21 protein-coding genes, 3 tRNA genes and 1 pseudogene are annotated in these 23,394 nt (G+C 24.5%); 4 read left to right on the top strand and 21 right to left on the bottom strand.

What is annotated here, in order from left to right:
- Nucleotides 1-214 (bottom strand): annotated as a pseudogene (locus OC680_RS01165) (alpha/beta hydrolase); the annotation flags it as partial.
- Between the two features lie 1,034 nt (nucleotides 215-1,248).
- On the opposite strand from OC680_RS01165, the gene OC680_RS01160 reads away from it, so the two are divergent.
- Nucleotides 1,249-2,103: a hypothetical protein gene (locus OC680_RS01160; protein ID WP_304515291.1), complete on the top strand. Its 855-nt coding sequence runs from the start codon at nucleotides 1,249-1,251 to the stop codon at nucleotides 2,101-2,103.
- Nucleotides 2,104-2,159: 56 nt separating this feature from the next.
- Here the strand turns inward: OC680_RS01160 and OC680_RS01155 are convergent, their stop codons facing one another.
- The 7 genes from OC680_RS01155 to OC680_RS01125 form a co-directional block, all read right to left on the bottom strand.
- Nucleotides 2,160-3,338: an NAD(P)-dependent malic enzyme gene (locus OC680_RS01155; RefSeq protein WP_304515295.1), complete on the bottom strand. Its 1,179-nt coding sequence runs from the start codon at nucleotides 3,336-3,338 to the stop codon at nucleotides 2,160-2,162.
- Between the two features lie 539 nt (nucleotides 3,339-3,877).
- Complete coding sequence (locus tag OC680_RS01150) at nucleotides 3,878-4,081, bottom strand: hypothetical protein (protein ID WP_304515290.1); 204 nt, start codon at nucleotides 4,079-4,081, stop codon at nucleotides 3,878-3,880.
- Nucleotides 4,082-4,490: 409 nt separating this feature from the next.
- Nucleotides 4,491-7,235, bottom strand: a complete 2,745-nt coding sequence (locus OC680_RS01145; protein ID WP_304515289.1) for a cation-translocating P-type ATPase — start codon at nucleotides 7,233-7,235, stop codon at nucleotides 4,491-4,493.
- Nucleotides 7,236-7,425: 190 nt separating this feature from the next.
- Nucleotides 7,426-8,682 carry a hemolysin family protein gene (locus tag OC680_RS01140; RefSeq protein ID WP_304515288.1) on the bottom strand — a complete coding sequence of 419 codons (1,257 nt, stop codon included), beginning with the start codon at nucleotides 8,680-8,682 and terminating at the stop codon, nucleotides 7,426-7,428.
- 218 nt (nucleotides 8,683-8,900) lie between these two features.
- Nucleotides 8,901-10,328, bottom strand: coding sequence for a proline--tRNA ligase (proS, locus tag OC680_RS01135; RefSeq protein WP_304515287.1), 1,428 nt, complete (start codon nucleotides 10,326-10,328; stop codon nucleotides 8,901-8,903).
- Between the two features lie 134 nt (nucleotides 10,329-10,462).
- The gene (metK, locus tag OC680_RS01130; protein WP_304515286.1) at nucleotides 10,463-11,617 is read right to left on the bottom strand and encodes a methionine adenosyltransferase; all 1,155 of its coding nucleotides are present in this window, start codon (nucleotides 11,615-11,617) and stop codon (nucleotides 10,463-10,465) included.
- A gap of 139 nt (nucleotides 11,618-11,756) precedes the next feature.
- Nucleotides 11,757-12,173, bottom strand: a complete 417-nt coding sequence (locus OC680_RS01125) for a S1 domain-containing protein (protein ID WP_304515285.1) — start codon at nucleotides 12,171-12,173, stop codon at nucleotides 11,757-11,759.
- A 233-nt stretch (nucleotides 12,174-12,406) separates the two neighbouring features.
- On the opposite strand from OC680_RS01125, the gene OC680_RS01120 reads away from it, so the two are divergent.
- Nucleotides 12,407-12,480 (top strand) — tRNA-Thr (locus tag OC680_RS01120).
- A gap of 115 nt (nucleotides 12,481-12,595) precedes the next feature.
- A tRNA-Gly gene (locus tag OC680_RS01115) sits at nucleotides 12,596-12,670 on the top strand.
- A gap of 38 nt (nucleotides 12,671-12,708) precedes the next feature.
- On the opposite strand, the gene rpsO is transcribed toward OC680_RS01115, so the two are convergent.
- Nucleotides 12,709-12,936 carry a 30S ribosomal protein S15 gene (gene rpsO, locus OC680_RS01110; protein ID WP_304515284.1) on the bottom strand — a complete coding sequence of 76 codons (228 nt, stop codon included), beginning with the start codon at nucleotides 12,934-12,936 and terminating at the stop codon, nucleotides 12,709-12,711.
- Between the two features lie 74 nt (nucleotides 12,937-13,010).
- Entirely contained in the window at nucleotides 13,011-13,346 is a 336-nt protein-coding gene (locus tag OC680_RS01105) for a cyclic-di-AMP receptor (RefSeq protein ID WP_304515283.1), read from the bottom strand.
- A gap of 448 nt (nucleotides 13,347-13,794) precedes the next feature.
- On the opposite strand from OC680_RS01105, the gene OC680_RS01100 reads away from it, so the two are divergent.
- Nucleotides 13,795-14,334: a hypothetical protein gene (locus OC680_RS01100; RefSeq protein ID WP_304515282.1), complete on the top strand. Its 540-nt coding sequence runs from the start codon at nucleotides 13,795-13,797 to the stop codon at nucleotides 14,332-14,334.
- Nucleotides 14,335-14,701: 367 nt separating this feature from the next.
- On the opposite strand, the gene OC680_RS01095 is transcribed toward OC680_RS01100, so the two are convergent.
- From OC680_RS01095 to rny, 11 genes are all read right to left on the bottom strand, one after another.
- Nucleotides 14,702-14,775, bottom strand: a tRNA-Cys gene (locus OC680_RS01095).
- A 78-nt stretch (nucleotides 14,776-14,853) separates the two neighbouring features.
- Nucleotides 14,854-15,003: a 50S ribosomal protein L33 gene (gene rpmG / locus OC680_RS01090; protein WP_304515281.1), complete on the bottom strand. Its 150-nt coding sequence runs from the start codon at nucleotides 15,001-15,003 to the stop codon at nucleotides 14,854-14,856.
- A 149-nt stretch (nucleotides 15,004-15,152) separates the two neighbouring features.
- Nucleotides 15,153-15,356 (bottom strand): hypothetical protein, encoded by a 204-nt coding sequence (locus OC680_RS01085; protein ID WP_304515280.1) that lies wholly within the window; start codon nucleotides 15,354-15,356, stop codon nucleotides 15,153-15,155.
- A gap of 92 nt (nucleotides 15,357-15,448) precedes the next feature.
- Complete coding sequence (locus OC680_RS01080) at nucleotides 15,449-15,727, bottom strand: HU family DNA-binding protein (protein WP_304515279.1); 279 nt, start codon at nucleotides 15,725-15,727, stop codon at nucleotides 15,449-15,451.
- A gap of 226 nt (nucleotides 15,728-15,953) precedes the next feature.
- Nucleotides 15,954-16,937 carry an NAD(P)H-dependent glycerol-3-phosphate dehydrogenase gene (locus tag OC680_RS01075; protein ID WP_304515278.1) on the bottom strand — a complete coding sequence of 328 codons (984 nt, stop codon included), beginning with the start codon at nucleotides 16,935-16,937 and terminating at the stop codon, nucleotides 15,954-15,956.
- The gene (gene der, locus OC680_RS01070; protein WP_420887957.1) at nucleotides 16,934-18,265 is read right to left on the bottom strand and encodes a ribosome biogenesis GTPase Der; all 1,332 of its coding nucleotides are present in this window, start codon (nucleotides 18,263-18,265) and stop codon (nucleotides 16,934-16,936) included. The genes OC680_RS01075 and der overlap by 4 nt, the downstream gene beginning before the upstream one ends.
- Entirely contained in the window at nucleotides 18,246-18,938 is a 693-nt protein-coding gene (gene cmk, locus OC680_RS01065) for a (d)CMP kinase (protein ID WP_304515277.1), read from the bottom strand. The genes der and cmk overlap by 20 nt, the downstream gene beginning before the upstream one ends.
- 113 nt (nucleotides 18,939-19,051) lie before the next feature.
- Nucleotides 19,052-19,630, bottom strand: a complete 579-nt coding sequence (efp, locus tag OC680_RS01060) for an elongation factor P (RefSeq protein WP_304515276.1) — start codon at nucleotides 19,628-19,630, stop codon at nucleotides 19,052-19,054.
- A 4-nt stretch (nucleotides 19,631-19,634) separates the two neighbouring features.
- A complete protein-coding gene (gene miaA / locus OC680_RS01055; protein WP_304515275.1) occupies nucleotides 19,635-20,519 on the bottom strand; it encodes a tRNA (adenosine(37)-N6)-dimethylallyltransferase MiaA in 885 nt (294 codons plus the stop codon).
- A gap of 83 nt (nucleotides 20,520-20,602) precedes the next feature.
- Entirely contained in the window at nucleotides 20,603-21,373 is a 771-nt protein-coding gene (locus tag OC680_RS01050; protein WP_304515274.1) for a TIGR00282 family metallophosphoesterase, read from the bottom strand.
- A 59-nt stretch (nucleotides 21,374-21,432) separates the two neighbouring features.
- Complete coding sequence (gene rny / locus OC680_RS01045) at nucleotides 21,433-23,019, bottom strand: ribonuclease Y (RefSeq protein ID WP_304515273.1); 1,587 nt, start codon at nucleotides 23,017-23,019, stop codon at nucleotides 21,433-21,435.
- Nucleotides 23,020-23,394 lie beyond the last annotated feature (375 nt).

Genomic DNA, 23,394 nt, shown 5'->3' with positions numbered 1-23,394 from the left:
CTCTTGAACTTTCTCCTATTCCATGTGTTACAATTACATTAGCTTTAGCATTATTAAGAGTAACTTCTTTAAAATCTGTGTAAAGACCAGTTTCTTCTTTATTCAAAAGAGGATGAGCATAAACTTGTTTATTTTCAATAGAAAATATAAAAAGCATGATAACCAAATACAAAAAAATACTTATATTTACTAGACTATTACTTTTTTTGAACATATAATATAAATTATCCTTTTCTTTTTTTAATTTTAAATATTATTACTAAAATTATAATAATTTCACATTATTTTCTTATAGTTTTGGTTTTCTTTTAACTTTTAACCCTTAATTAAATAGTAAAAGAAATTAAAAGTAGGCAGATAGAAGAAATTATCTTTTAGTTATGATTTTTATTGTGATTATTAAATATAATAACATGATAAATAAATTTCTAAATTCTTTTACAACAATTACAATAAAGTGTTTGTTAACGAAGGTATATGAATTATAATCATTCGGATTTCTAATCAAAGTAATTTTAAGTTAATATTAAGTTAACTAAAATATTAAACATATAATTAATATTTAAATAATTTACAATATAAAGTATAAAGAAGTAAAAAATAACTGGACAATTATATTTTAACATATAAAAATCTTATTTATAATCAATTACACAAGTATCTAATTAATTTTAGAATGGTTTACATAATATACATTATAGGAAGTAAATTATTAGAAAAATAGCTCATTAATTGGCCTAAATCTAAAATAGAAAAAATAAAATTTTTGTTTCAATAATAGATAATTTAATAAGGATAAAAATCATATTAAACATATAATTCATATAAATAGTGCGAGATTTTGACAGCAATTGCTGCAATTTTTGAATAAAATTACCAAATTTATACTTAAATATTTTTAATTGTTAAAAAAATATTCAATGAACTAACTTTATTTATACTAAATAATAATTACTAAAATTAAATTTAGCCCATTGAAATTAAATCTCAATTAAAATTAATTCATTAGAGAAAAATTCAAAAGAAAGGTTAATTTTTATTAACCATAATAATGAATTCAAAAAAATTAAAAATAATTTAAGTTAAAATTATTATGTTTAAAATATTTTTACAAGTTATTATATTATAAGAGGGCACTATAATTTGTTTTTTTAAAAGTTAAATTCTTTTAAAAAATAGTTTTTAGTAAAATTTGCTAAGCTGCTTCAATTTTCAATTCAATTAGAAAGAAATTTAAAAAAGAACAAAATGCAAAAAAATGTTAATTTTAAAGGATATAGAATAACAATTTTAATATTAATAATTATTTTTTTCATGTTTATCTTTTATGATCAAATATTTACAAAAAATACTCTTAAAACTAAAAATAATTATCTTATAAATAACTCAAAATTTCGCATAAAAGGTGCTAATTTGCCTGTTGCAAACAAATCAAAATCCACTTCGAACAATGAGTTAAAAAAAATTCTAATTACTCAAAAAGGATTAAATCAAAAAGTTAATTATATTATTAATGAGGACACAAATCAATATAATGAAAGTATAACTCAAATAGAAATAAGTCTAAAATTGTATTACCAAAATATTAGACAGAGAAATAAACAAATAATTAATCCTTATCATAAGAAATTAAATAAATTAGAAACAGAAATCAAACAATTTCAAGATGAATTAAATGCTTTCAACAAAAAAATATTCTTTTTAAATAAACAATTATTAGCTCTTAATACCCAAAAAATTTATATAGATAATAAAATCCAACAAAAAACTTTAATAATGAAAATAAAGAAAAATAATTTATTGTTATCAAAACAGTATAGTTTTAAACAAGCAATAATATTAACTCCATTAAAAAAAGAATTAAGTCAACTATTAGATCAAAGTAATCATTTAACAACAAAAATGTTAGCTATCAAAACTGAATTATATCCACTACAAAAAGAAGAACTAATTCTAAACCAAATAATCAAATGGGATTTGATAAAAAAAAACAAAATTATTAAAAAAATAAATTTATTCAGAAATTATGAACAACAAGAAATACTAAAATTTCACAAAGCATTAAAAGATGTAATGAACTTGACATATGAAATTCATGATTAAAGCGATAAATAAAAAAAGAAGCCCTAAAAATCAAAGATTAAAAATAATTGCAATTGTTAAATAGATTTTCTCACAACCCCTGTTTGAAGAGCGGCGGCCGCAACAGCCTGGGCCACACAGCTAACTACTTTTTGGTTAAAAATCGCAGGAATAATGTTATTTGTATTTAACTCATGGGGAGGAATAATGTTAGCTAAAGCATAGACAGCTGCTAATTGCATGGTTAAGTTAACGGTAGTAGCGCAAGAATTTAAAATACCTCGAAAGAGACCTGGAAAGGCTAGAACATTATTAATTTGATTAGGAAAATCAGATCTACCAGTAGCTATAATTTTAGCACCTCCTTTGTAGGCTTCCTCAGGCATAATTTCTGGGACAGGGTTAGCTAAAGCAAAGACAATGGCATCTGGATTCATAGTAGATATCATGTGACTAGTTAAAAGGTTAGCTGCTGCAACACCAATTACCACATCTTTCTTTTGAATAATGTCGCTTAGTGTTCCTGTTTCATTGGAAAGGTTAGTGTTTAAAGATATTTCTTTTTGTTCTAGATTTAACCAATTTTGTTCTTTATGAATGACCCCTTTTTTGTCATATACAACAATATTCTTAACCTTTAACAAAAGCAACATTTTAACAATAGCCGTACCAGCAGCCCCCGAACCAATCACTAAAACTTCTATATTCTCCATTTGTTTATTCACTACTTTTAGAGCATTAATCAGGCCAGCTGCTACCACAATAGCTGTCCCATGTTGGTCATCATGAAAAACAGGAATATCTAATTTGGTCTTTAATTGTTGCTCTATTTCGAAACATTCCGGCGCTTTAATATCCTCTAGATTAATAGCTCCAAACACAGAAGAAATTTTACTTACAATATCCACAAATTCTTGAGGGTTTTTAGAGTCGATACAAATAGGAAAAGCATTAATATCAGCAAATTGTTTGAATAAAACCGCTTTCCCTTCCATAACAGGAAGCGCAGCTTTAACGCCAATATCTCCTAACCCTAAAACGGCTGTTCCGTTAGTAATAACAGCAACAGTATTTGACTTTATAGTATATTTATAAACATCATCTGGATTTTTATGAATTTGTTGGCAAGGTGCGGCTACTCCTGGAGTATAAGCTAAAGATAAATCTTGAAAGTTGTTCAATTTTATTTTTGGTTTAATAATGATTTTGCCTTTATTTTGCTCATGTAATAATAAAGACTCTTGATAAATATCCATTTTATTATATCCTATTTCTTCTATTTTGTTTTTCATTGTTAAATGTATTTATACAAAATATTAGCATAATATTTTGTATAAAAAAAATTAAAAATTGTTAGATTTAAAAACCTTTTACTTATTTCTTAAGTATAAATTTTTCTTTTTTATTTTATGTTATAAAGAAAGATTTTTTTTAAACTTTTATTTTGTTTTTGAATATTTTCATATTACTGAAACTTGGGAAGTTTAATTTTTTGAGGAATTCTAATTACCAATCTTTATTTTTAACAAAATGATTAATATTAATTATGTTCTTATCAATCTTTTTTAGTTGATTCGTCATATTCTTTTTTCTACACATTAAATATATATGAAAAAAGACTCTCAATATCAAGAATAAAAGTTGTTTTATAAGTCAGGTAACTTATTTCATTTTGCTTTTTTTATAAATTTAAGTATTTTTCCTTGTTGCGCAGCAGGAATTTGGTAAGATACTTGGATTAATTCAATTTCTAATCTACCAATTTCAACTAAACTTGCGTTACGATTTCTAGTATTTACAAATTCGCTTGTTTAATTATAAAACTTTGAAGTCTTTTATCTTCTGTTATTTCTTTTTCTTCATTATTATTTTTAGTGGATGAACTAGAACTACCATAGTCCATAGCTATGACATAGTTATGAGGAAATAAGATTAATAAGCCAAATAATAAAGATCCAAAGACATTAATGAGTATCAACTGTTGTTTGAGTTTTAACATCTACAGAGCATTTCCTTTGTTTTGGTTTAATCTTCTTTCAGATTAATGGAAACAAGTACGTTATGACGAAGATGAAACAACTTGAATGAGATATTTATTTCAACTCTAGGCAGCTAATAATTTACTCACCATAATTTTACTAAAAAAAGAATATTTTATTTAATAATTATTCGAAAAGATGCTAGGTTAAATTGTTTCTCTCATTTTTAAGTGATTGTTGGTATTTTTTAATAGTAATAATTCCATAGTATTTTATTTGGCTAAGCTAAAGTTTGGTGAATAATTAGAGAGTTTTTTCTGTTATACAAAAAAATATTTAGAGCGATATTAAAAGTTTTATGAATAAAAATAAGAATACGAAAATGTTTATTTTTTTAGATAAAATAATATTTTTTAGGTTATTTTTTTATCACATTTTTTGTTTTTTGTATAAATATTTTTTTACTACTTCTATAATTATTAATGGTGTTAAAGAAAGAAGGATAATAACTAAAATATCTGAATATAATAGATTAGTTAATTTAAAATTTTCTTTTAGAAAGGGTATGAAAAAAATAATTATTTGTATAAATACACTAATGATAAAAAATTTTACTAAATATGGGTTATTTTTTTTTAATTCAAATATAGATTTGGTTAAACTTCTTAAATTAAATGCATGAATTAATTGAGATAACGTCGAAACCATGAAAGCAAAAGTTTGAGCATATTGGTAACTATTGTGAGGGTGTAAATTATAACCAATTAAAGCTGCTATGAAAACTAATGAACCTAACATAAATCCTTCTAAGCAAATTTTTAAAATTAAAGTTTGATCTAAGAAGGCGTTTTTAATAAAATTTGGTTTTTGTTTGATTAAATTTTCTTCTGGTGGTTCCATTCCTAGAGCCAATGCGGATAAAGAATCGGTGATTAAATTAATCCAAAGAATTTGTAAAGTATTTAAAATGATAAAATCAGAGTTAAAAAAAATATGTCCTAACAGAGTATTTATTAAAATAGCTATAATTTCTCCCATATTACAGCTTAAAAGGAAAAGAATGCTTTTTTTAATATTAAAAAATATATTTTTCCCCTCTTTTATGGCTTTTTTAATAGTATTAAAATTATCATCAGTTAAAATAATATCAGAAACTTGTTTTGTTATTTCTGTTCCTGTTAGTCCCATAGAAATACCAATATCTGCTTGTTTTATACTGGGGGCATCATTGACACCATCTCCTGTCATAGCTACTATATGTCCTAGCTTTTGCCAAGCTTTCACAATTTTTAATTTATGTTCAGGTTTAGTTCTCGCATATACTTTGATTTGATATAGTTTTTGCATAAATTCTTTTTCGCTGAATTGTTCTAACATATCTCCATTTATAACTAAATCACTTTTGTCATTTATAATATTTAATTCTGAAGCAATTTTGTTTGCTGTATTTGGGTGGTCACCAGTAATCATGATAGGGATAATGGAAGCTTTATGACAATCTTGAATAGCTTGAAAAGTTTCTGGCCTAATAGGATCTTTTATTCCGACTAAACCTAAAAAAATAATTTTATTATCTATTTTGTCTAAAATTTCTTGCACAGAAATATCATTTTCTAGAAAATTATCATCAAAAAAAATAGTATAAGCGATGGCTAAAATTTTATAACCATCATTAGACATTGTATTAAAATGATTTTTTATTATTTGTTGGCTATTTTCATTCTTCGCAAAAGTATTATTTTCTTGTTCGATGTGTGAAGATAAATTAAGTACAATTTCTCCAGCCCCTTTAATAATTAAATAATATCTTTTTAGGTTTTTATGTATTGTGATCATAATTTTATAATGATCATCAAAAGGAAATTCTTTAATTTTGGGATTTTTTAGTCTCAATTTGTAAATATCTAAATTCAGCAAATGTGCTAAATTAACAAAAGATTGATCTACTGGATCATACAAAAATTTTTTTTGATTATAAGAATTAATTTTAGATTTATGAATATCAGCATTGTTGCATAGCACACCATAATGAATTAATTTCATTACATTTGGATTTAAATTTAATTTTTTATGAACTAAGATTTTTTGAGGGTATATAAATAATTGTTTAATTTTTAATTTATTTTGAGTTAAAGTTCCTGTTTTGTCAGTACAAATAACACTAACAGTTCCTAATTTTTCTAAAGTTTTTAAATTTTTTATTATAGCTTTTTCTTGAGCTATTTTTTTCATGCCTAAAGCTGAAATAATGGTCATAATAGCTAATAGCCCTTCAGGAATAACGGATACAGCTAAAGCTATAGAAGATAAGAAAAATTTTTGAATAATACTCCAATTCATCTTACTATGAAAAATGTAATATTTCCAAAAATTTAAAATTAAATTAATAAGGATTAATAAAAAAATAATTATGCTTAACTTTTTAGATAATTTTTTTAAATAAATTTCTAAAAAACTTTTATCTTTTTTAGGGATTAAAGATAATTTAGTTATTTGGCCAATTTGTGTATTCATTCCTGTACCTATGACCACACCTTTAGCATTACCGCAAATTATAGTAGTGTTCATAAACAATATATTAACAGCATTTAATAAGTCAAATTTTGTTTGTACAGAGTGATGATTTTTCCAAATAGCAAATGATTCACCTGTTAAAGGAGATTCATTAACTTTTAAATGGTTAGCATAAATTAATCTTATATCAGCAGGAATAATATCTCCTGTTTCTAAAAAAACAATATCTCCATATACTAATTCTTCTTGCGGCATTAATTGAATTTGGTTATTTCTCAGTACTTTAACATAAATTTTTGTATTATTATTAATAATTAATAATGATTTTTCTTTTTGTTTTTCGTAAAAAATACTTAAAAAAGCATTACTAAAAACAATTATAAGAATCAAAGCGCCTTCATATAATTCTTCTCGTTGAGATGTTATTATTCCGATAGTTAGAGTAATTGCGGCAACTATTAATAAAATATAAACAAAAAAATCATTAAACTGTTGAATGAATTTTTTTAAAAAAGATGGTGGTTTGGATTGCTTAAGTTTATTATATCCATATTTTTTAATTCTTTTTTGTGCTTGTTTTGTTGTAAGTCCTTTATCAAAATTAGTTTTCAATTTTTTTTCTAACAATGTTTTTTCTAATTGATAAAATGAAGAATTCATTTTTTGATCATTCTTTCTAATGAATATTTAATTATATTTAGCGATAATGATTAATAAAACAAAGAAAAAAAGAAGTTAATAAAAACTTCTTTAATTGACGCTAATGTGTAAAAAATATATTTTAGTACATATGTAAAACAATTGTTATTAAAGTATATTATTTATTATGATATTTTAAAATATTTAGGTTTTACTTGGCTTTTGGTAAGGCGGAATCTAATTTAGTAACTTTAATTTTGGTAATTACTAAACCATTGTGTTTTAAACCATCGAATTTCCAGTTATTATAAATAATTTGAATTTTTTCATTATTTTCTGGCATTCTCTTAAATTGATCTAGCATAAAACCACTTAAAGTATCATAATTGTCGACAGGGAGATTAGCTTTCAAATGTTCTTCTATTTCATACAAGTGTGTTGTACCTTTAATTATAAATTCTTTATCGGAAATTTTATTAATTTCTTGATCTTGTTTATCATATTCATCTTTAATCTCGCCTAGAATTTCTTCAATGACATCTTCAATAGTTACAATTCCGGCTGTTCCTCCGTATTCGTCAATAACAATGGCAATGTGATTTTGCTTAGATTGCATTTCTTGAAATAATTCATTGATATTTTTAAATTCTGTTACGTAATGTACTTTACGAAGAAAATTTTGAATATTAAACGGTTTTATATTTGTATCAGCTTCTAACAAGGCTTTAAAAATATCTTTTACATGAATAATGCCGATAACTTTATCAATATTACCGTCATATACAGGGAATCTAGTATATTTTTCTTTTAAAATAAATTCTCTTAGTTTTTCTTTTGTTAAATCACATTTAATTGCTATTATTTCTTTTCTATGGCGCATAATATCTGAGACTTTAGTATCGTTAAAATCAAAGATATTTTGAATCATACTACTTTCATTGCTGTCAATAACCCCTTTATTATAAGAAGAAGTTAGTAAAAATTTTAATTCTTCTTCAGGCACAATATTATTTTTCTGGTTTGGATCAATTCTCAAGCAATACATAATAACATTGCTAATTTGATTCAATAACCATACAATAGGACTTAATAAAATTACAATAAAATTAAATATATCTAATAAATAGTAAGCCGTAGTTAAAGGGAAAATCAAAGCTATTCTTTTAGGTGTAATTTCTCCGAAAACAAGAGATAATATTATTAAAATAATTGGCATTTCCCAAGCTAAATTATTATTTTTTAACATATATCCTTGGATAAATGTTAAAATATGAATCATTATTTGAATGACAGATAAAAAATTAGTGGGTTTTTCTTTTAATTTTTTTATTTTTAATGCTTTTTTAACACCTTTTTTAATTTCTAAATTGATTTTATTTTCACTTAGAGAAACCAGTGATATTTCAATAGCCGCAAATAAAGCGTTTAACATAATTAAACTTATAATAAGTAAAATAGTTGTGGGCATTTTTATTCTATAACCTCTTTCTCCGTTTTTCTAAATATAAAAAGGTTATGAATAATGTTCCTTAAATAATCTGTTATATCATCGTTTTCCATATATTTATTTAGATAACCACCATCCTCTTTGCTTTATTTATAACTGGAATAACGCCTTTATTTTATCATATAAATAAATAAATGTCAAAAGAACATAAAAACATGTTATTTATTAACATGATTATTTTAATAAGCTCTTGCAAACAAAATAGTCTGATTTGCTTTTTTTTTAGTTACAGGACACATTTTAGTTAGCATTTTTTCTCTTAAAATAATGCGAGCTGTTGCGCCTGTTTCTTTTTTGATGATTTGCTCGGCGGTGTTTTTATGAACGCTCATTTTTACATATCCTTTTTTGCGCAGAGTTATTTTAAATTCTTCGTAATTAGTAACTGGATAAATATTTTTTTTTGTATACTCATAAGCTTTTTTAAACATTTGTTGATGAATATGTCTAAATAAAATAGAAATTTGTTTTGTTAAGTTTTTGGTTTTAGCAACGATTCTTTGTTCATTATATCTTGTGAAAATGGTTACTTGCTCTTGTTTTAAATCTATAAGACCGATTTCTAATCTTATTGGTACCCCTTTTAATTCGTAATGAGTAAATTTCCAACCAATATTTTTGTTTTGTAAGTCTATTTTTACACGGTATTTTTTTCTAAGTTGTTGATAAAAATACTTAGCCTTTTCTAATATGTAAGAGTTTTTTAATTGTAAAGGAATTATGATGATTTGTAGGGGTGCAATATAAGGTGGCATCACTAACCCTTTATCATCCCCGTGTATCATTATCACAGCTCCTATTAACCTAGTAGAAATACCCCATGAAGTTTGATATGCTAGTTTAGTTTTAAGTTTAGCATCTTGAAATTTAATTTGAAAAATTTTGGAAAAGTTAGTCCCTAAATAGTGTGAAGTTCCAGCTTGTAAAGCTTGACCATCATACATTAACGCTTCGATGGAATATGTTTTTTCAGCACCTTTAAATTTTTCTTGTTCTGTTTTTATTCCTGAAAGAAAAGGAATGGCTAACATTTTTTGACCTAATTTTTTATATAAATTTAATATATATAAGGTTTCTTTTATAGCTTCTTTTTTAGTAGCATGAACTGTGTGTCCTTCTTGCCATAAAAATTCTTTACTTCTTAAAAAAGGTTTAGTATTTTTTTCCCATCTTATAACACTACACCATTGGTTGAACAATTTGGGTAAATCACGATATGAAAAAATTTTTTGAGCGTAATATTTAGAAAATATAGCTTCAGAAGTAGGTCTTATTATTAATGTTTTTTTTAGAGGTTTTCCTTCTATTTGTTGAATTGTTATTGTTTCAGGCGCAAATCCCTGAATATGATTTTGTTCTTGTTGGAATAAGTTTTTTGTAAATAACAAAGGAAAATAAACGTTGTTGTGATTACTTTGTTTCAACTTTTTATCTATAAATTTTTGTATTATTTCCCATACCATGTAGCTATAAGGTAGGTAAATAAAAAAACCTGTAACATCTGAATATTCTATTAATTCTGTTTTTAAACAAACATCTATGTACCATTGGCTGAAATTAGTATCACGAGGACATATTTCTTTAATTAACTTTTTTGGTGATTTCATAAAGACTTTGAAAATCCCTTTTCTTATTTTTGTGTTTATAATTTTTTCAAAAAAAATAAAAATATGTGAACGAAATGATTGTGAAGTATTACAAATAATTATTTTTGAAGTTTTAAATAGCAAAGAAAAAAATGTTATCTATTTGATTTTAATAATTTTTTAAAAATGTTTGTATTATCTGTTTTTTCCCATTCAAATAAATCATCTTGTCGCCCAAAATGTCCTTCTTTTGCAGTTATTTGGAATATAGGTTTTGTTAAATTTAATTTACGAATAATACCTTGGGGGCTTAAATCAAATTTTTGTTTAATTGTTTTTATTATTAAGGATTCTGGTACTTTATTAGTATTAAAAGTGTTAATAAAAAATCCTATGGGGAAATCTAATCCGATAGCGTAAGCGATTTGAATTTCGCATTTATTACAAATACCTGATGCAACGATATTTTTAGCTAAATATCTCATCATGTAAGCTCCGCTGCGGTCAACTTTAGAAGGATCTTTACCACTAAAACAACCTCCTCCGTGACGTACTTCACCACCATAATTATCTTGAATAATTTTTCTTCCTGTTAATCCTGTGTCATAACAAGGCCCACCATTAATAAAACTGCCTGAAGGATTAATATAAAATTTCGTTTGGGAGCATATTAATTTTCGAGGAATAGTTGTGTTAATAATATTTGTGATGATATTTTTATGTAAATATTGTTGTGAAACACTTTTTTCATGTTGACAAGAAATAACAATAGAATCTATGTAAAGTGGATTGTTATTATCATCATACATGATGGTAACTTGTGTTTTTCCGTCTGGTCTTAAAAATGGTAAAGTTTTAGTTTCTCTGGCCTCTGTTAATTTTAAAGCTAAATTTCTTGCTAATAAAAAATTTAAAGGCATAAAAAGAGATGTTTCATCGGTTGCATAACCAAACATTAATCCTTGATCACCTGCTCCTTTATTAACGACAGCTTGGTTTATTTCTTTTGATTGTTCATGTATTAGATTTATGATAGATACATCATTATAAGAGAAATTTTCTTCTTTTTTGACATAACCTATATTTTTAATTGTGTTTTTAATAATATTGGTTATTTCATTATTGCTTAATTGAGCACATGTTTTGATTTCACCTAGAATGATAACTTTTTGTTTAGTAACTATTGTTTCAATAGCTATTTTGGCATTAAAGTCTTTTTGTAAGTAGGCATCTAGTAAAGTATCTGAAATTTGATCCGCTATTTTATCAGGATGTCCTTTGGTAACTGCTTCGCTGCTAAATTGTTTCATTTCATAATCTCTTTTTTTGTTGTTTTATATTTATTTTTAATTAAAAAAAAAGACCTTTTTACAGTCTTTATTTGGAAAAAATTAAACATAATCAAGTTTACAAATTTTAATGACATATTGAAAATAAAAATCATTTTTTTCAACGATATTCGTGTGGGTTTTTTGTTAGTTTAGTAATATCAATAGCTTTTGTTTTGGCGTTGCCTCTTTGATCTACTGTGTCTATAATTGAAAATACTAGTATTTCATTTTCTCTGACTGTTTTCATATTATTTTTATCTACGTCTACTATGTCTGTATAATGAGTAAAAACTTCGTCTTCTTGTTTACGGCCAACACTTATTATGTCTTTTATATTTAGTCTTTCTGATTCTAATTGTTGTTCCATTTGTTCTCTATTTAATACGTCTTTTTGTTGTTGTATGTTTTCTACTCTTTCTAATATTTGTTTTATTGCTTCTTCTTGTTCTTCTGTTAAATTTGAATTATAGCAAGTGAACCCAAAACCGTTTTGAGGATTGAACCATTTTACAAACCCTATAATTTTTTTGTCCATTCAAAAAATCTCCTTGTGTTTTTTCTGTGATTTAGTTATAAATTAATGTTATAGACTTTTAATTTTATTTCTCTATTATTTTAGATAACCTTCTTTATTATATATTATTTTATTACAAAGTAAACTAAATTATTTGATATATTGTTTTTTTTGTAATATTTATAATTTTTTTAATATAATTTCTAGTATATGTAAATTATTTATATAACAAACTTACTATACAGCATAGAATAGCCCTTATAGTTTAATGGTAAAACACATCAATGGTAATGATGCAATATAAGTTCAATTCTTGTTAAGGGCACCATTAATGTAATTATTTTGTGAAAATGATTTTAATTTTTGCTAAAATGAAACCTGTGGTAGTTATTTTAATAGTTAAAACATAGATATATTGGTTTACTAATCTTCTTTTTATAAAGGCGGGCGTCGTATAAAGGTCATTACATATGCTTGCCAAGCATATAATGGGGGTTCGATTCCCCTCGTTCGCTCCAACAATTAATAAGTTTTAAAGTATAAAAAAAGAACTGCTTTAATTTGATTTTTTATTAAGATATTTAATTAAAGCAGTTCTTTTTTTGTTTTTCATCAAGAGTCCTCTTTTCGATTGAAAATCGAAAGGATGTTTTTTAAAATGTTTGTTTAGTTCTTCGATTTCTCTAGACAATAATTTTATTTGAACTTGAGTACACCCTGTATTATTTTTTTGATTAGTGTTCTTTTCAATGATTTCTTGTTTTTGTTCTTTGTTTAAAGCCATAAAAAATTCTCCTTTAAAATTATTTTTTAGATAGAATTATCAATTCTATCTAAAATTATTTCAAAAATACATATTTATAATTTTAAAAATTTTTCCACATCTAAAACAAAAATAGTAGCACCTCCTATCGAAATTTCCGAAGGCAAAGAGTAATAAGCACCAAATTCATTTAGAATATCATTAGGGATCATCTGTGTTTTTTTCCTTGAGTATTTTTTAATAATTTCTAAAGCTTGGTTTACAAGATTAGCTTTTAATCCTATTATGAGAGTAGTATTTTTTTTTCGCAAAAACCCTCCTTTTGTAGATAATCTAGTGCTGAAAAATTTTTCTTTATTTAAGTTTTGTTGTACTTGATCTGCATCTTCTGCAGAAATAATTGCTATTATTAATTTTACATTTTCATTCATATGTTATTATTATATAATATTTAAAAATGTAATATACCTTTTTTTATTTAATTTATCGAATCACACATAAAACATTTTGTACTATTTATTTTTGCTTTATTGCACCACTTGTTTTTATTATTGAATTTTTCAGTATTTTTACAATTATAATAAAAATAAAATAAATTTTTTAGTTTTGAATTTTAATTTTTGTGCTTGAGCAGTTATAAATAAAATATGAAGCAAAGACAAAATCAACTATTTCAATTATTTTATTTGGGGTTTAAATGGATTTGATTTGTTTAAATATATTATTAAAACAAATGAATTATCCAAGTTTATGAAGTATGAGATCTTTTTGAAAGATATTCTCTATAAAAATTAAAACTTCTTTCTATAATCATGTATACGCACAATAAAAGAAACAATAATATCTTAAAATTAAGCAAAAACAAAGAAAGGTTATAGAATGAGAATATTACCATATGAATTATATAAATATATTCCTAATTTATCACTATGCGCTTTAAGGAAAGAATTCGGCATGTACGATTATTGTTTGAATAAAAACATAAAAAATCAAGGTATGCAGCCATTTTTAGATTTAGGTCGTAATTATTTTGATATTTCAATAAAAAAATGGGCAGAAGAAATGCAAAAACGCGAAAATTATATTAATACTTTTCACTTGTTTTATACTAGCAAAGTTTTGTTTTCTATGGTTGAGACAAATTGTTTTTTGATTTTAGAATGTTGTATTCAATATGAGATTAAAAATTTTACCCCTTATGAAAGTGATTTATCTTGGTATCAAATTTTTATAAAAACATTAAAAGTAAAACAAAAACAACATATTCATCATTTGAAATTAAAAATTTATAACCAATTACTTTTTTGGTATAAAAATAATTTTATGAGATTAAACAAAAATGGTCTTTTAAAACCTAAAAATTTAAATATGTATTCGTTGATTTTATTTTTTGCTGATTTCATTAAAAGTCAATCATAAAACAAATATGCTATAAATTTCTGGTGTATTTTTTTGGAATGTTTTAACAAACATTTTTACATCATATAACACAAAATGATTATGTTTTCTTATTTTGCTAATATATTTTTATCCAAGAATAAAAAAAGCCAACGTAAAAGCAGGCATATTTTGGTTATTTATAGTTTTTTGATATTACAATAGTTTAATTAAATAATGTGTATTATCACAAATATATAAAAATGAAGCTTTTTAACAACTAGAATAAAAAAACAGATTGATTACCGTTTTAATTTTTAGATCAAAAAATACTTTTTTAATTGATAAATATTTTTTTCCTTATTAATGGGCTAAAATATGTACTAACATTTTATTTTAAGTTATTTTTTGGAGGCCCTGATCGGATTTGAACCGATGATCAAGCTTTTGCAGAGCTATGCCTTGCCACTTGGCTACAGGGCCCTTTCAATAGGATTCATAAATACATTTTACTTATGGATTATTATGGTTAACTGTAAAATTTTAAAATCAAATTAATGTTTATTTTTTTTCTCTGTGTATTGTATGTTTCCTTAAAAAAGGACAATATTTTCTACATTCTAAACGTTTTGGATTTTGTTTTTTATTTTTATAGGTATGATAATTTTCTCTGCCACATTCAGTGCAAATTAATTTAACTAGTTCACTCATTTTCTAACCTTTATTCTTTAGAATTATATTTTGATAAATGGTACTATTATGACAAAATTCACTTATACAAATTAAAAAAAATAGCTATAAAACTATTTTTTTTTAATTTATAAAAGTAGAAAATAAAAATTTAGTTATAAACAAAAAAACTATTTTTTTTGTGTTAGAGGCTTAATGATATTGTTTTCCAAAGCTTGAGGATAATTGTACATAACCTCTCTCATTTTTTGGAATAAAACATAAATAATTTTATTGTCAACATCGATAAGAGTTACAACGCCTATTTCTTTTTCATTGACTACTTTAACTCTTTCGCCGATTAAGTAATGATATGGAGATTTATGGTTATTCATATACTGAATTAGATTGCCTCATTTTTGTAGAATTATACTTTACTAATATTTTTATATTTAAATTGCAAATATTTTTATGACGATCAATTTTTTTAATGATCTGTAAAAGATTCTTTAAATTTAGAATTCATTTTAAATATAGGTACATATTTAGCAGGGATTTCTACAATTTTAGAACTTTTAGGAACTTTACATGTTCTTTTCTCACGGTATACTAATTTTATAATACCTAATTTAGGCACAATAATTTTTTCTTCATCTTTTAAAGATTTTACAATTTGCTCATACAAACAATTAAAGAAGTTTTCTGTGTCTTTTTTAGAAATTTTTAGTTGTTCTGATATTTTACTAATTAAAGTGGATTTCGTCATTTTATTATCTCCTTATCTATTTGAATTATTATTAAAATGCTTTTTGTTGCAAAAAAATATTTTAAAAAATAAAATTATCATTTAGTTTTTCAAATTCAAGATTTTCTAATATCTCGAAAATAACTTTCTGAAAATAGTCCTGGATTATCTATTAAAAAAATAACTTGAATCTAGTTTGATTTTAGCATAAAAATAAATTTTATTAACAAAAAAGCATTTATTTTCATCAAATATAATCATTTTGGAAAATTGTAGATAAAATGTGTGCAGTAGGTTTTTGTCTGAAGACTACCTGGTAGGCGCTTTTTATGATTGGTAGATTTATATTTTTTTGTAAAGAAATATTATAAAAAGCTTCCAAGCTATAAATACCTTCAATGGTTTGGTTAGAATGCGAACAAATCTCTTTCCACCCAATACCTAAACTAATCTGTTTACCAGCTTTATAATTGCGCGAATTTTCGTTAAAAGTTGTAACTATGAGATCACCTAATCCGGATATACTAAAAACAGTTTCTTTTTTGGCTTTAAAAAATTTTATTAATTTAGCCATTTCCATAACACCTAAACTAATAAAAGCAGCTTTAGCATTATTTTGAAAATTATTATTTTCTAGAATACCGCTGATCAGAGACAAAACATTTTTGAAAGCACTACAAATTTCACATCCAATAACATCATACGAATTGAACACTTTTAAATATCTCGAATTAAAAAACATTTTAATGATTTTTTGAGTAAAGTTTAGATTATTAGAAGCAGCTAGCAAAAAAGTTATTTTTCTTAAGATAACTTCTTCTGCGTGAGAAGGGCCCATTAGACATCCGTAATTTATTATTTTTTCTTGACTTATTTCTTCTTGGGTTATTTGAGAAATTGTTTTATTGCTATTTATTTCTATTCCTTTAGAAGTATTGATAAAATTTTTAGGCATATTTATAATTGGATTTATCTTTTTTAAAAAACTTCTGATATTTTGAACAGGTAGGCATAAGATTATAGTATCAGAATAAAATAAGGATTTTTCTAGATTATTAGTGGCTTTAATATTTTTTAACTCAGATTGAAAAACAGGATGTTGGTTGTTATTTATTTTCTTGATATATTCCGGATTTTGTTCATGGATTAATATTTGATAGTGGTTATCTGTTAAAACTTGACCTAAGGTTGCTCCCCAAGCACCCCCTCCTATAATAGTACATTTATTCATATAAAATTTGTTTCCTTTTTTCTAAAAATTATTTTTAAAGGCAATCCTTCTAATTTTAAATTTAGTCTTAATTGGTTTTTTAAAAAGCGTTCATAAGAAAAATGAATGAATTTAGGATCATTTACTAGGCATATAAATTTAGGTGGTTTTGTAGATATTTGTTTAATATAGTAAAATTTAGCTTTTCCTTGATTAAAGATCGAAGGGGGATTGATTTGAGTTGCTTCATATAAAATATCATTTAGGAGGTGATCTGAAAAAGTTTGTTGGTAATGATTGAATATTTTATCCAATAAAGGTAAAAATTTATTTATCCTTTGTTTAGTTAAAGAAGATAGACATAGAATTGGGATATAATCAAAAAATTTTAATTCATTTCTAATTTTTTTTTCAAATTTTGGTGTATCTTTATCTAATTCAGATGTTAAATCCCATTTATTACCGATAATAATACATGCTTTTTCGCTTTGAAAAATGAGAGCAGCAATGTTTTTGTCTTGCTCAGTGATTTTTTGGCTAGCATCTAATATAAAGCAGATTATATCACTTTTATCTAAAGCATCTAAAGTTCTTAAATAACTGTATTTATCTTGTTGTTTATACATTTGGCCTCTTTTTTTAAGCCCTGCTGTATCTATAATTTTATATGTTTGATTTTTTTTTTCAAATATGGTATCAACTTGATCTGTTGTAGTTCCGGGCACTTCTGATACAATCATTCTTTCTTGCGATAATAAAGCATTAACAAAAGTAGATTTCCCAACATTAGGTTTGCCAATGAGACAAAATTTTAAATAGTTTTTCACTTTGACTGAATATTCCACATTGCGAGGGCAATAGGAAATAATTTTATCTAAAAGTTCTCCTATTCCGATTTTATGAATAGCACTAATTCCAATAACATTTGAAAACCCTAAAGAGTAAAATTCATAGATATTTTCTAAAAAGGTGTAATTATCAATTTTATTAACTGCTACAATAATTTTTTTTTGCTTTTTATAAAGTATTCTTGCTATGTCTAAATCTTCTTGTACTAATCTTGTTTGGCCGTCAGTAACAAAAACAACTAAGTGAGATTCGTTTATAGCCGTTTCTGTTTGATATTTTATTTTTTCTTTTAAACAAATATTATTAATTTCGATGCCGCCTGTATCTATAATAATAAAATTTTGATTAAGCCAGTTAGCTTGAGCATAAATTCGATCTTTTGTGGTTCCAGATATCTCATCAATTATAGATAATCTTTTGTTTAAAATACGATTGAATAAACTAGATTTTCCTACATTAGAACGACCCACAATAGCTACTTTAAAAGTCATTTTGATCATTATTTATTTTCATTTGAATTAAAACTTTAATTATATTTACTACTTCGTTTACGTTTAAATTCGTACTATCCAATACAACAGCGTCTTTAGATTTTTTTAAGGGGGCTATTTTTCTTTTTATATCTTGTAAATCTCTCATTTTAATATTATTTATAATTTCTTTGAAATTAATATTCTGTTTTTTGGTTTCCATAATTTCCTTTTGCTTTCTTAAAGCACGCGTCTTTATAGAAGCAGTTAGAAATATTTTTAAATTAGCATCAGGCATAACAACAGTACCAATATCTCTCCCATCCATAATAATGAAATTATGTTGCTGAATAATTTGTTTTTGTAAATTTAATATTTTGTTTCTTATTACACATAAAGATGACAGAATAGATATTTCCTTTTCTATTTGTTCATTTTGCAAAAAAGGAGTTATGTTTTCGTTATTTAAATAAAAATTATTGTTATTAGAAGTGATTTTTATTTGTTGTAATAGTATTTGTAACTTTTTTTCATCATAGTTTTCTTTATAAGGAATATTATTTGTTAATATGTAAAAAGTTATTATACGAAAAAAAATGCCAGTATTTACATAAAACCATTTTAATTTTTCTGATAATAATTTGCTAATAGTGCTTTTGCCAGAACCAGCTGGGCCATCAATAGCTAATTTAAAACTTAACATATTTTTCATATTCCTTTGATATCTGTTAATATATTTTTAATTTAAATAGTGATTTCATTTGCTGAATTATTATAATGAAATATACTTTTTTATATTTATTGAATATTTACAATTTACTTGTTAGTACACCTAGACACATAAAGCCCGGTTTCTGTATTAATAATAATTTTTTCTCCGTTTTCGATAAAAATAGGTACTTTAATTATTAGTCCTGTTTCTAATGTAGCATCTTTGTAAATAGTCTGATTTTTTTTATTGCTTTCTCCCGATATAACAGGATCAGTTTGAATAATTTTTAAAGTAATTTTATCTGGTAACGAAATCCCTAGAATTTGTTTTTCTTCGTAAAAAAGAAACTCTACTATCATATCTTCAACGAGATATTTGAGAATATTTTGTAATTTTTCTTGAGGTACTTCAATTTGTTCGTAAGTGTTTTCATTTAAGAAAAAATATATTTTGTCTTGGATATAAGAAAATCTTAGTTTGATTTTATTTACTAAAGCAGTTTCTATTTTTATACCAGAATTAAAAGTATGTTCTATGATATTGCCTGTTTTTAAATTTTTTAATTTACTTCTTACAAAAGCAGATCCTTTTCCTGGTTTAACATGCAAAAAATCTATAATTTGATAAATAGTGTTATTTAATTTAATAGTCATTCCTGTTTTAAAATCATTAGTATTAATCATGTTTTTAATCCTTTTGTTTTAAAAAATTTCCAATTATGTTGGTTGTTTCTTCTTCTAAATTTTTACACACAGCATCTACCATAATAAGAGATTTCATTTGATTTTGAAACCATGTTTTTTGTCTTTTGGCATATTGTAAGGTATTTTTAATAATCAGTTCTTTTGCTTTTTGTAAAGTTATTTTTTGATCTAGAAAATTTTTAATTTCTCTGTATCCGATAATATTTAAATTAGCTCTAGGATAATTTTTCTGAATATTTTGCACTTCTTTGATTAATCCCTTTTTTAACATATTTTCTAATCTTATTATAATCCTTTGTTTTAATATTGTTTTTTCAATATCTAAATAAATCGTTAGTATGTTAAAAAGAGGTAAGTTTTTCCCTTTTTTTTGCGATCTTAGTTTTTTTTGGTTTAATTGTTTATAAGCACTAACGATGCGATGAGGATTGTGTTCGTCCAAAATCAAGTTAGGGTCTTTTTTTTTGATTTCGTTTAACATTTCTAGAGTAGCTTTATCATTTTTATCATTGTTCAATACTATTTTATTATTTGCTGTTTCTTCTAATTCATAGTTAAAAAGAGCTGCTTTAATATATAAACCACTTCCTCCTACTAAAAAAGGTATGCTAATCCTTTGAATGATTTTTCTTACATCTTTTTGGTAATGATAAATATTGTAATCAGATTCAGGTGTTACTATATCTATTAGATGATGTAGTATTTGAGTTTCCTGAATTGCAACTTTTGATGAACCAATATTGAATTCTTTATAAATTTGTACTGAATCAGCATTAATAATTTCACCTTTAAAAATATTGGCTAATTTGAGTGCAAGATCAGTTTTGCCTGATGCAGTTGGTCCTGTAATAACTATAATTTTTTTCACAATTTTTAATTTTTCTAATAAACGATTAAACTAAAATGTATTCTTTATCTTAACATAATTTGAATAAAATTTATTACTAAATCTTATTCATTATAATTTATTTTGACAATTTTTTTTGTTTCACCTAAAGTTAAAATTACGCCATTTAATTGTCTTTTGCCCTTGGTAATTACTGGTTTTACTTTTTTTTTATCATGTAAAAAATTATGAATAATAATATTTTTATCTTGTCCAATTACTTCGTTTAATGCTCCTGTCATACCTACATCTGAAATATAGAGAGTTTTGTTTGGTAGAATTCTATCATCATTTGTTTGAACATGAGTATGAGTTCCTACAATTGCATCTATTTTACCATCAAAATAATGAGCTAAAGCTATTTTTTCACTAGTAGCTTGAGCGTGAAAATCTAATAAAGAATAATTATATTGATTTCTGCAAAGATTTAAAATATTTTCTACTTTTTTAAAGGGGCAAGATAAAAAATGATTATCCATAAAAACTCTTCCTAAAGCATTCATAATTAAAATTTTTTTATTTTGACACTTGATAATTTTATAACCGTGGCCAATATATTTACTATCATCATTTAATGGTCTAATAATATCTGTTTGATTAATAAAATATTCTAACGCATTGTTTTTCCAAGTATGATTTCCCATTGTCATTACGTTAACGCCTGAAATTTTTAAATTATAAAAACTGTTAAAATCCATTCCTTGGCCATGAGCTGCGTTTTCAGCGTTGGCAATAACTATATTTATGTTATATAATTGCTTTAGAAATTTTATCTTTTCTATTAAATAATTAATACCTAATTGTCCGCAAATATCGCCGATAAAAAGAATGTTCATAGTATTTCTTTTTCTCCTTTTGTTGGAGATTTTAAGTATCGTTATAAGATTGTGATAATTTAGCTATTAACTTCAAATATTTCTGTGGCTCTAACTTCTCTTATAACAGTGATTTTAATACTACCATTATATTTAATATGGTTGGTAATTTTGTCTTTAATTTGTTGAGCTATTATAAAAATGGATAAATCATCAATTTTTTCTGGTTTAACGATTACTCGAATTTCTCTGCCAGATCTGATGGCGTAAGATTTATCAACTCCTACAATATTATTTGCTATTTCTTCTAATTGGTTTATTCTTTGTATGTAATTTTCTATCGATTCATTGCGAGCTCCGGGTCTGGAAGAACTGATTGAATCAGCAATAGCTACTAAAACTGCAATGATAGTGCTTGGTTCTTGATCTTCATGATGCGAAGCAATTGCGTCTATCACTTCTTTTGGTTCTTTGTATTTAATAGCAAGATCAAAGCCTATTTTGACATGGCTGCCTTCTATTTGATAATCTAAAGCTTTACCAATATCATGTAAGAGTCCGGCTCTTCTTGCGAGTATTTCATTTTCACCTATTTCAGCAGCTAATTTGCCCGCTAAAAATGCTACTTCTAAAGAATGTTTTAGAATATTTTGACCATAACTAGTACGAAAATTAAGTTTCCCTAATAATTTGATTAATTCTTCATTTATAAAACCAATTTTAGTTTCTAAAATTGCCTCTTCGCCAATTTCTTGAATAAAATTATCTATTTCACTATTCATTTTTGCGAAAGTGTTTTCAATGCTTGTTGGTGTTATACGCCCATCTGATATTAGATGGTCTAAAGTTCTCTTAGCAATTTCTCTTCTTATAGGGTCAAAAGAACTTAATATTACTGTATTAGGTACATCGTCTACAATTAAATCTACTCCTGTTATTACTTCGAAAGTTTTAATATTTCTTCCTTCTTTACCTATTATTCTACCTTTAAGATCATTGTTTTCTAAATAAATTATATCCATATTATGTTCAGAAGATATTTTACGTGATAGTTGTTGCATAGTTGATACTAACAATGTATTAGCTTGTTTTTTTACTTTGAATTTACATTCTTCTTCTTTTGTTTTGATGTAGTACATAATCTCTTGTGTAGTATCTTTTTTAGTTTCTTCCATAATAATGTTTTTAGCTTGTTGTTTAGTTAAAGATGCAATTTCTTCTAATTTTTTTTGTTGTTGATTAATTATGGTTTGAATCTTGCTTTGAAGTTGTTCTATATTTTCTTTGTGATTATTAATTTTTTGTTCTTTAAAATATAATAATTCCTCTTTATCATTTAAATATTTTGTGCGGGAATTTAATAATTCTTCTTTATGAATTATTTTTTCCTCTAAATTTACAATTATTTTTCTTCTTTGGTTTAAATCATTTTCTACTTCTTTTTTTAATAAATAAATTTCTTTTTTAGATTCTGATATTATTTTTTGAGCTATTATTTGAGATTGCAATATTTTATTTTTAATATCTTGATCTGTTGTGTGTAGTTTTTCTTTAATTTTGCGTTGATAATGAAAAAGAAAATAATAAAAAAATCCTATAATTGTTAGAATTAAAGGAAAAAAAAGAAACAAAGCAAGGAACCATTTATTTATTAATGTTCCTGACATTTTAATAGCTTTTGCCTTCCATTTTTTTAATTATATTTTTAATGTTTTTTTTATTTAAATTAATTTACTAATTGTTTTTTTAATTTCTTAAAATAACATTATAAAATAATTATTAAAAAAATATTTAAAATTTGTTAGTACAAAATTTTGTTTGATGAATCCAAATAAGAAATAACAAATACATTTTGGTCTTCTTTTCGAATCAGAATCATTTAAAATTTGAACAGATTTGTGCATATAAAGCAATTAAAAATCAAAAGATAATTAATAATAAAAAAAATAAACAAACTAAAAATAATTTGCTTATTTTGTATAAAAGAATAAAATTAAAAATATTAAGTCAAGAAAGATATTGTTAATTATTTTTGATTATTT

It is taken from the genome of Candidatus Phytoplasma melaleucae, from assembly GCF_030588185.1.
GTDB classification, from domain to species: Bacteria; Bacillota_I; Bacilli_A; order Acholeplasmatales; family Acholeplasmataceae; genus Phytoplasma; species Phytoplasma melaleucae.
The sequence above is the reverse complement of the archived record's forward strand: the minus strand, read 5'-3'. Positions and strand labels throughout refer to the sequence as shown.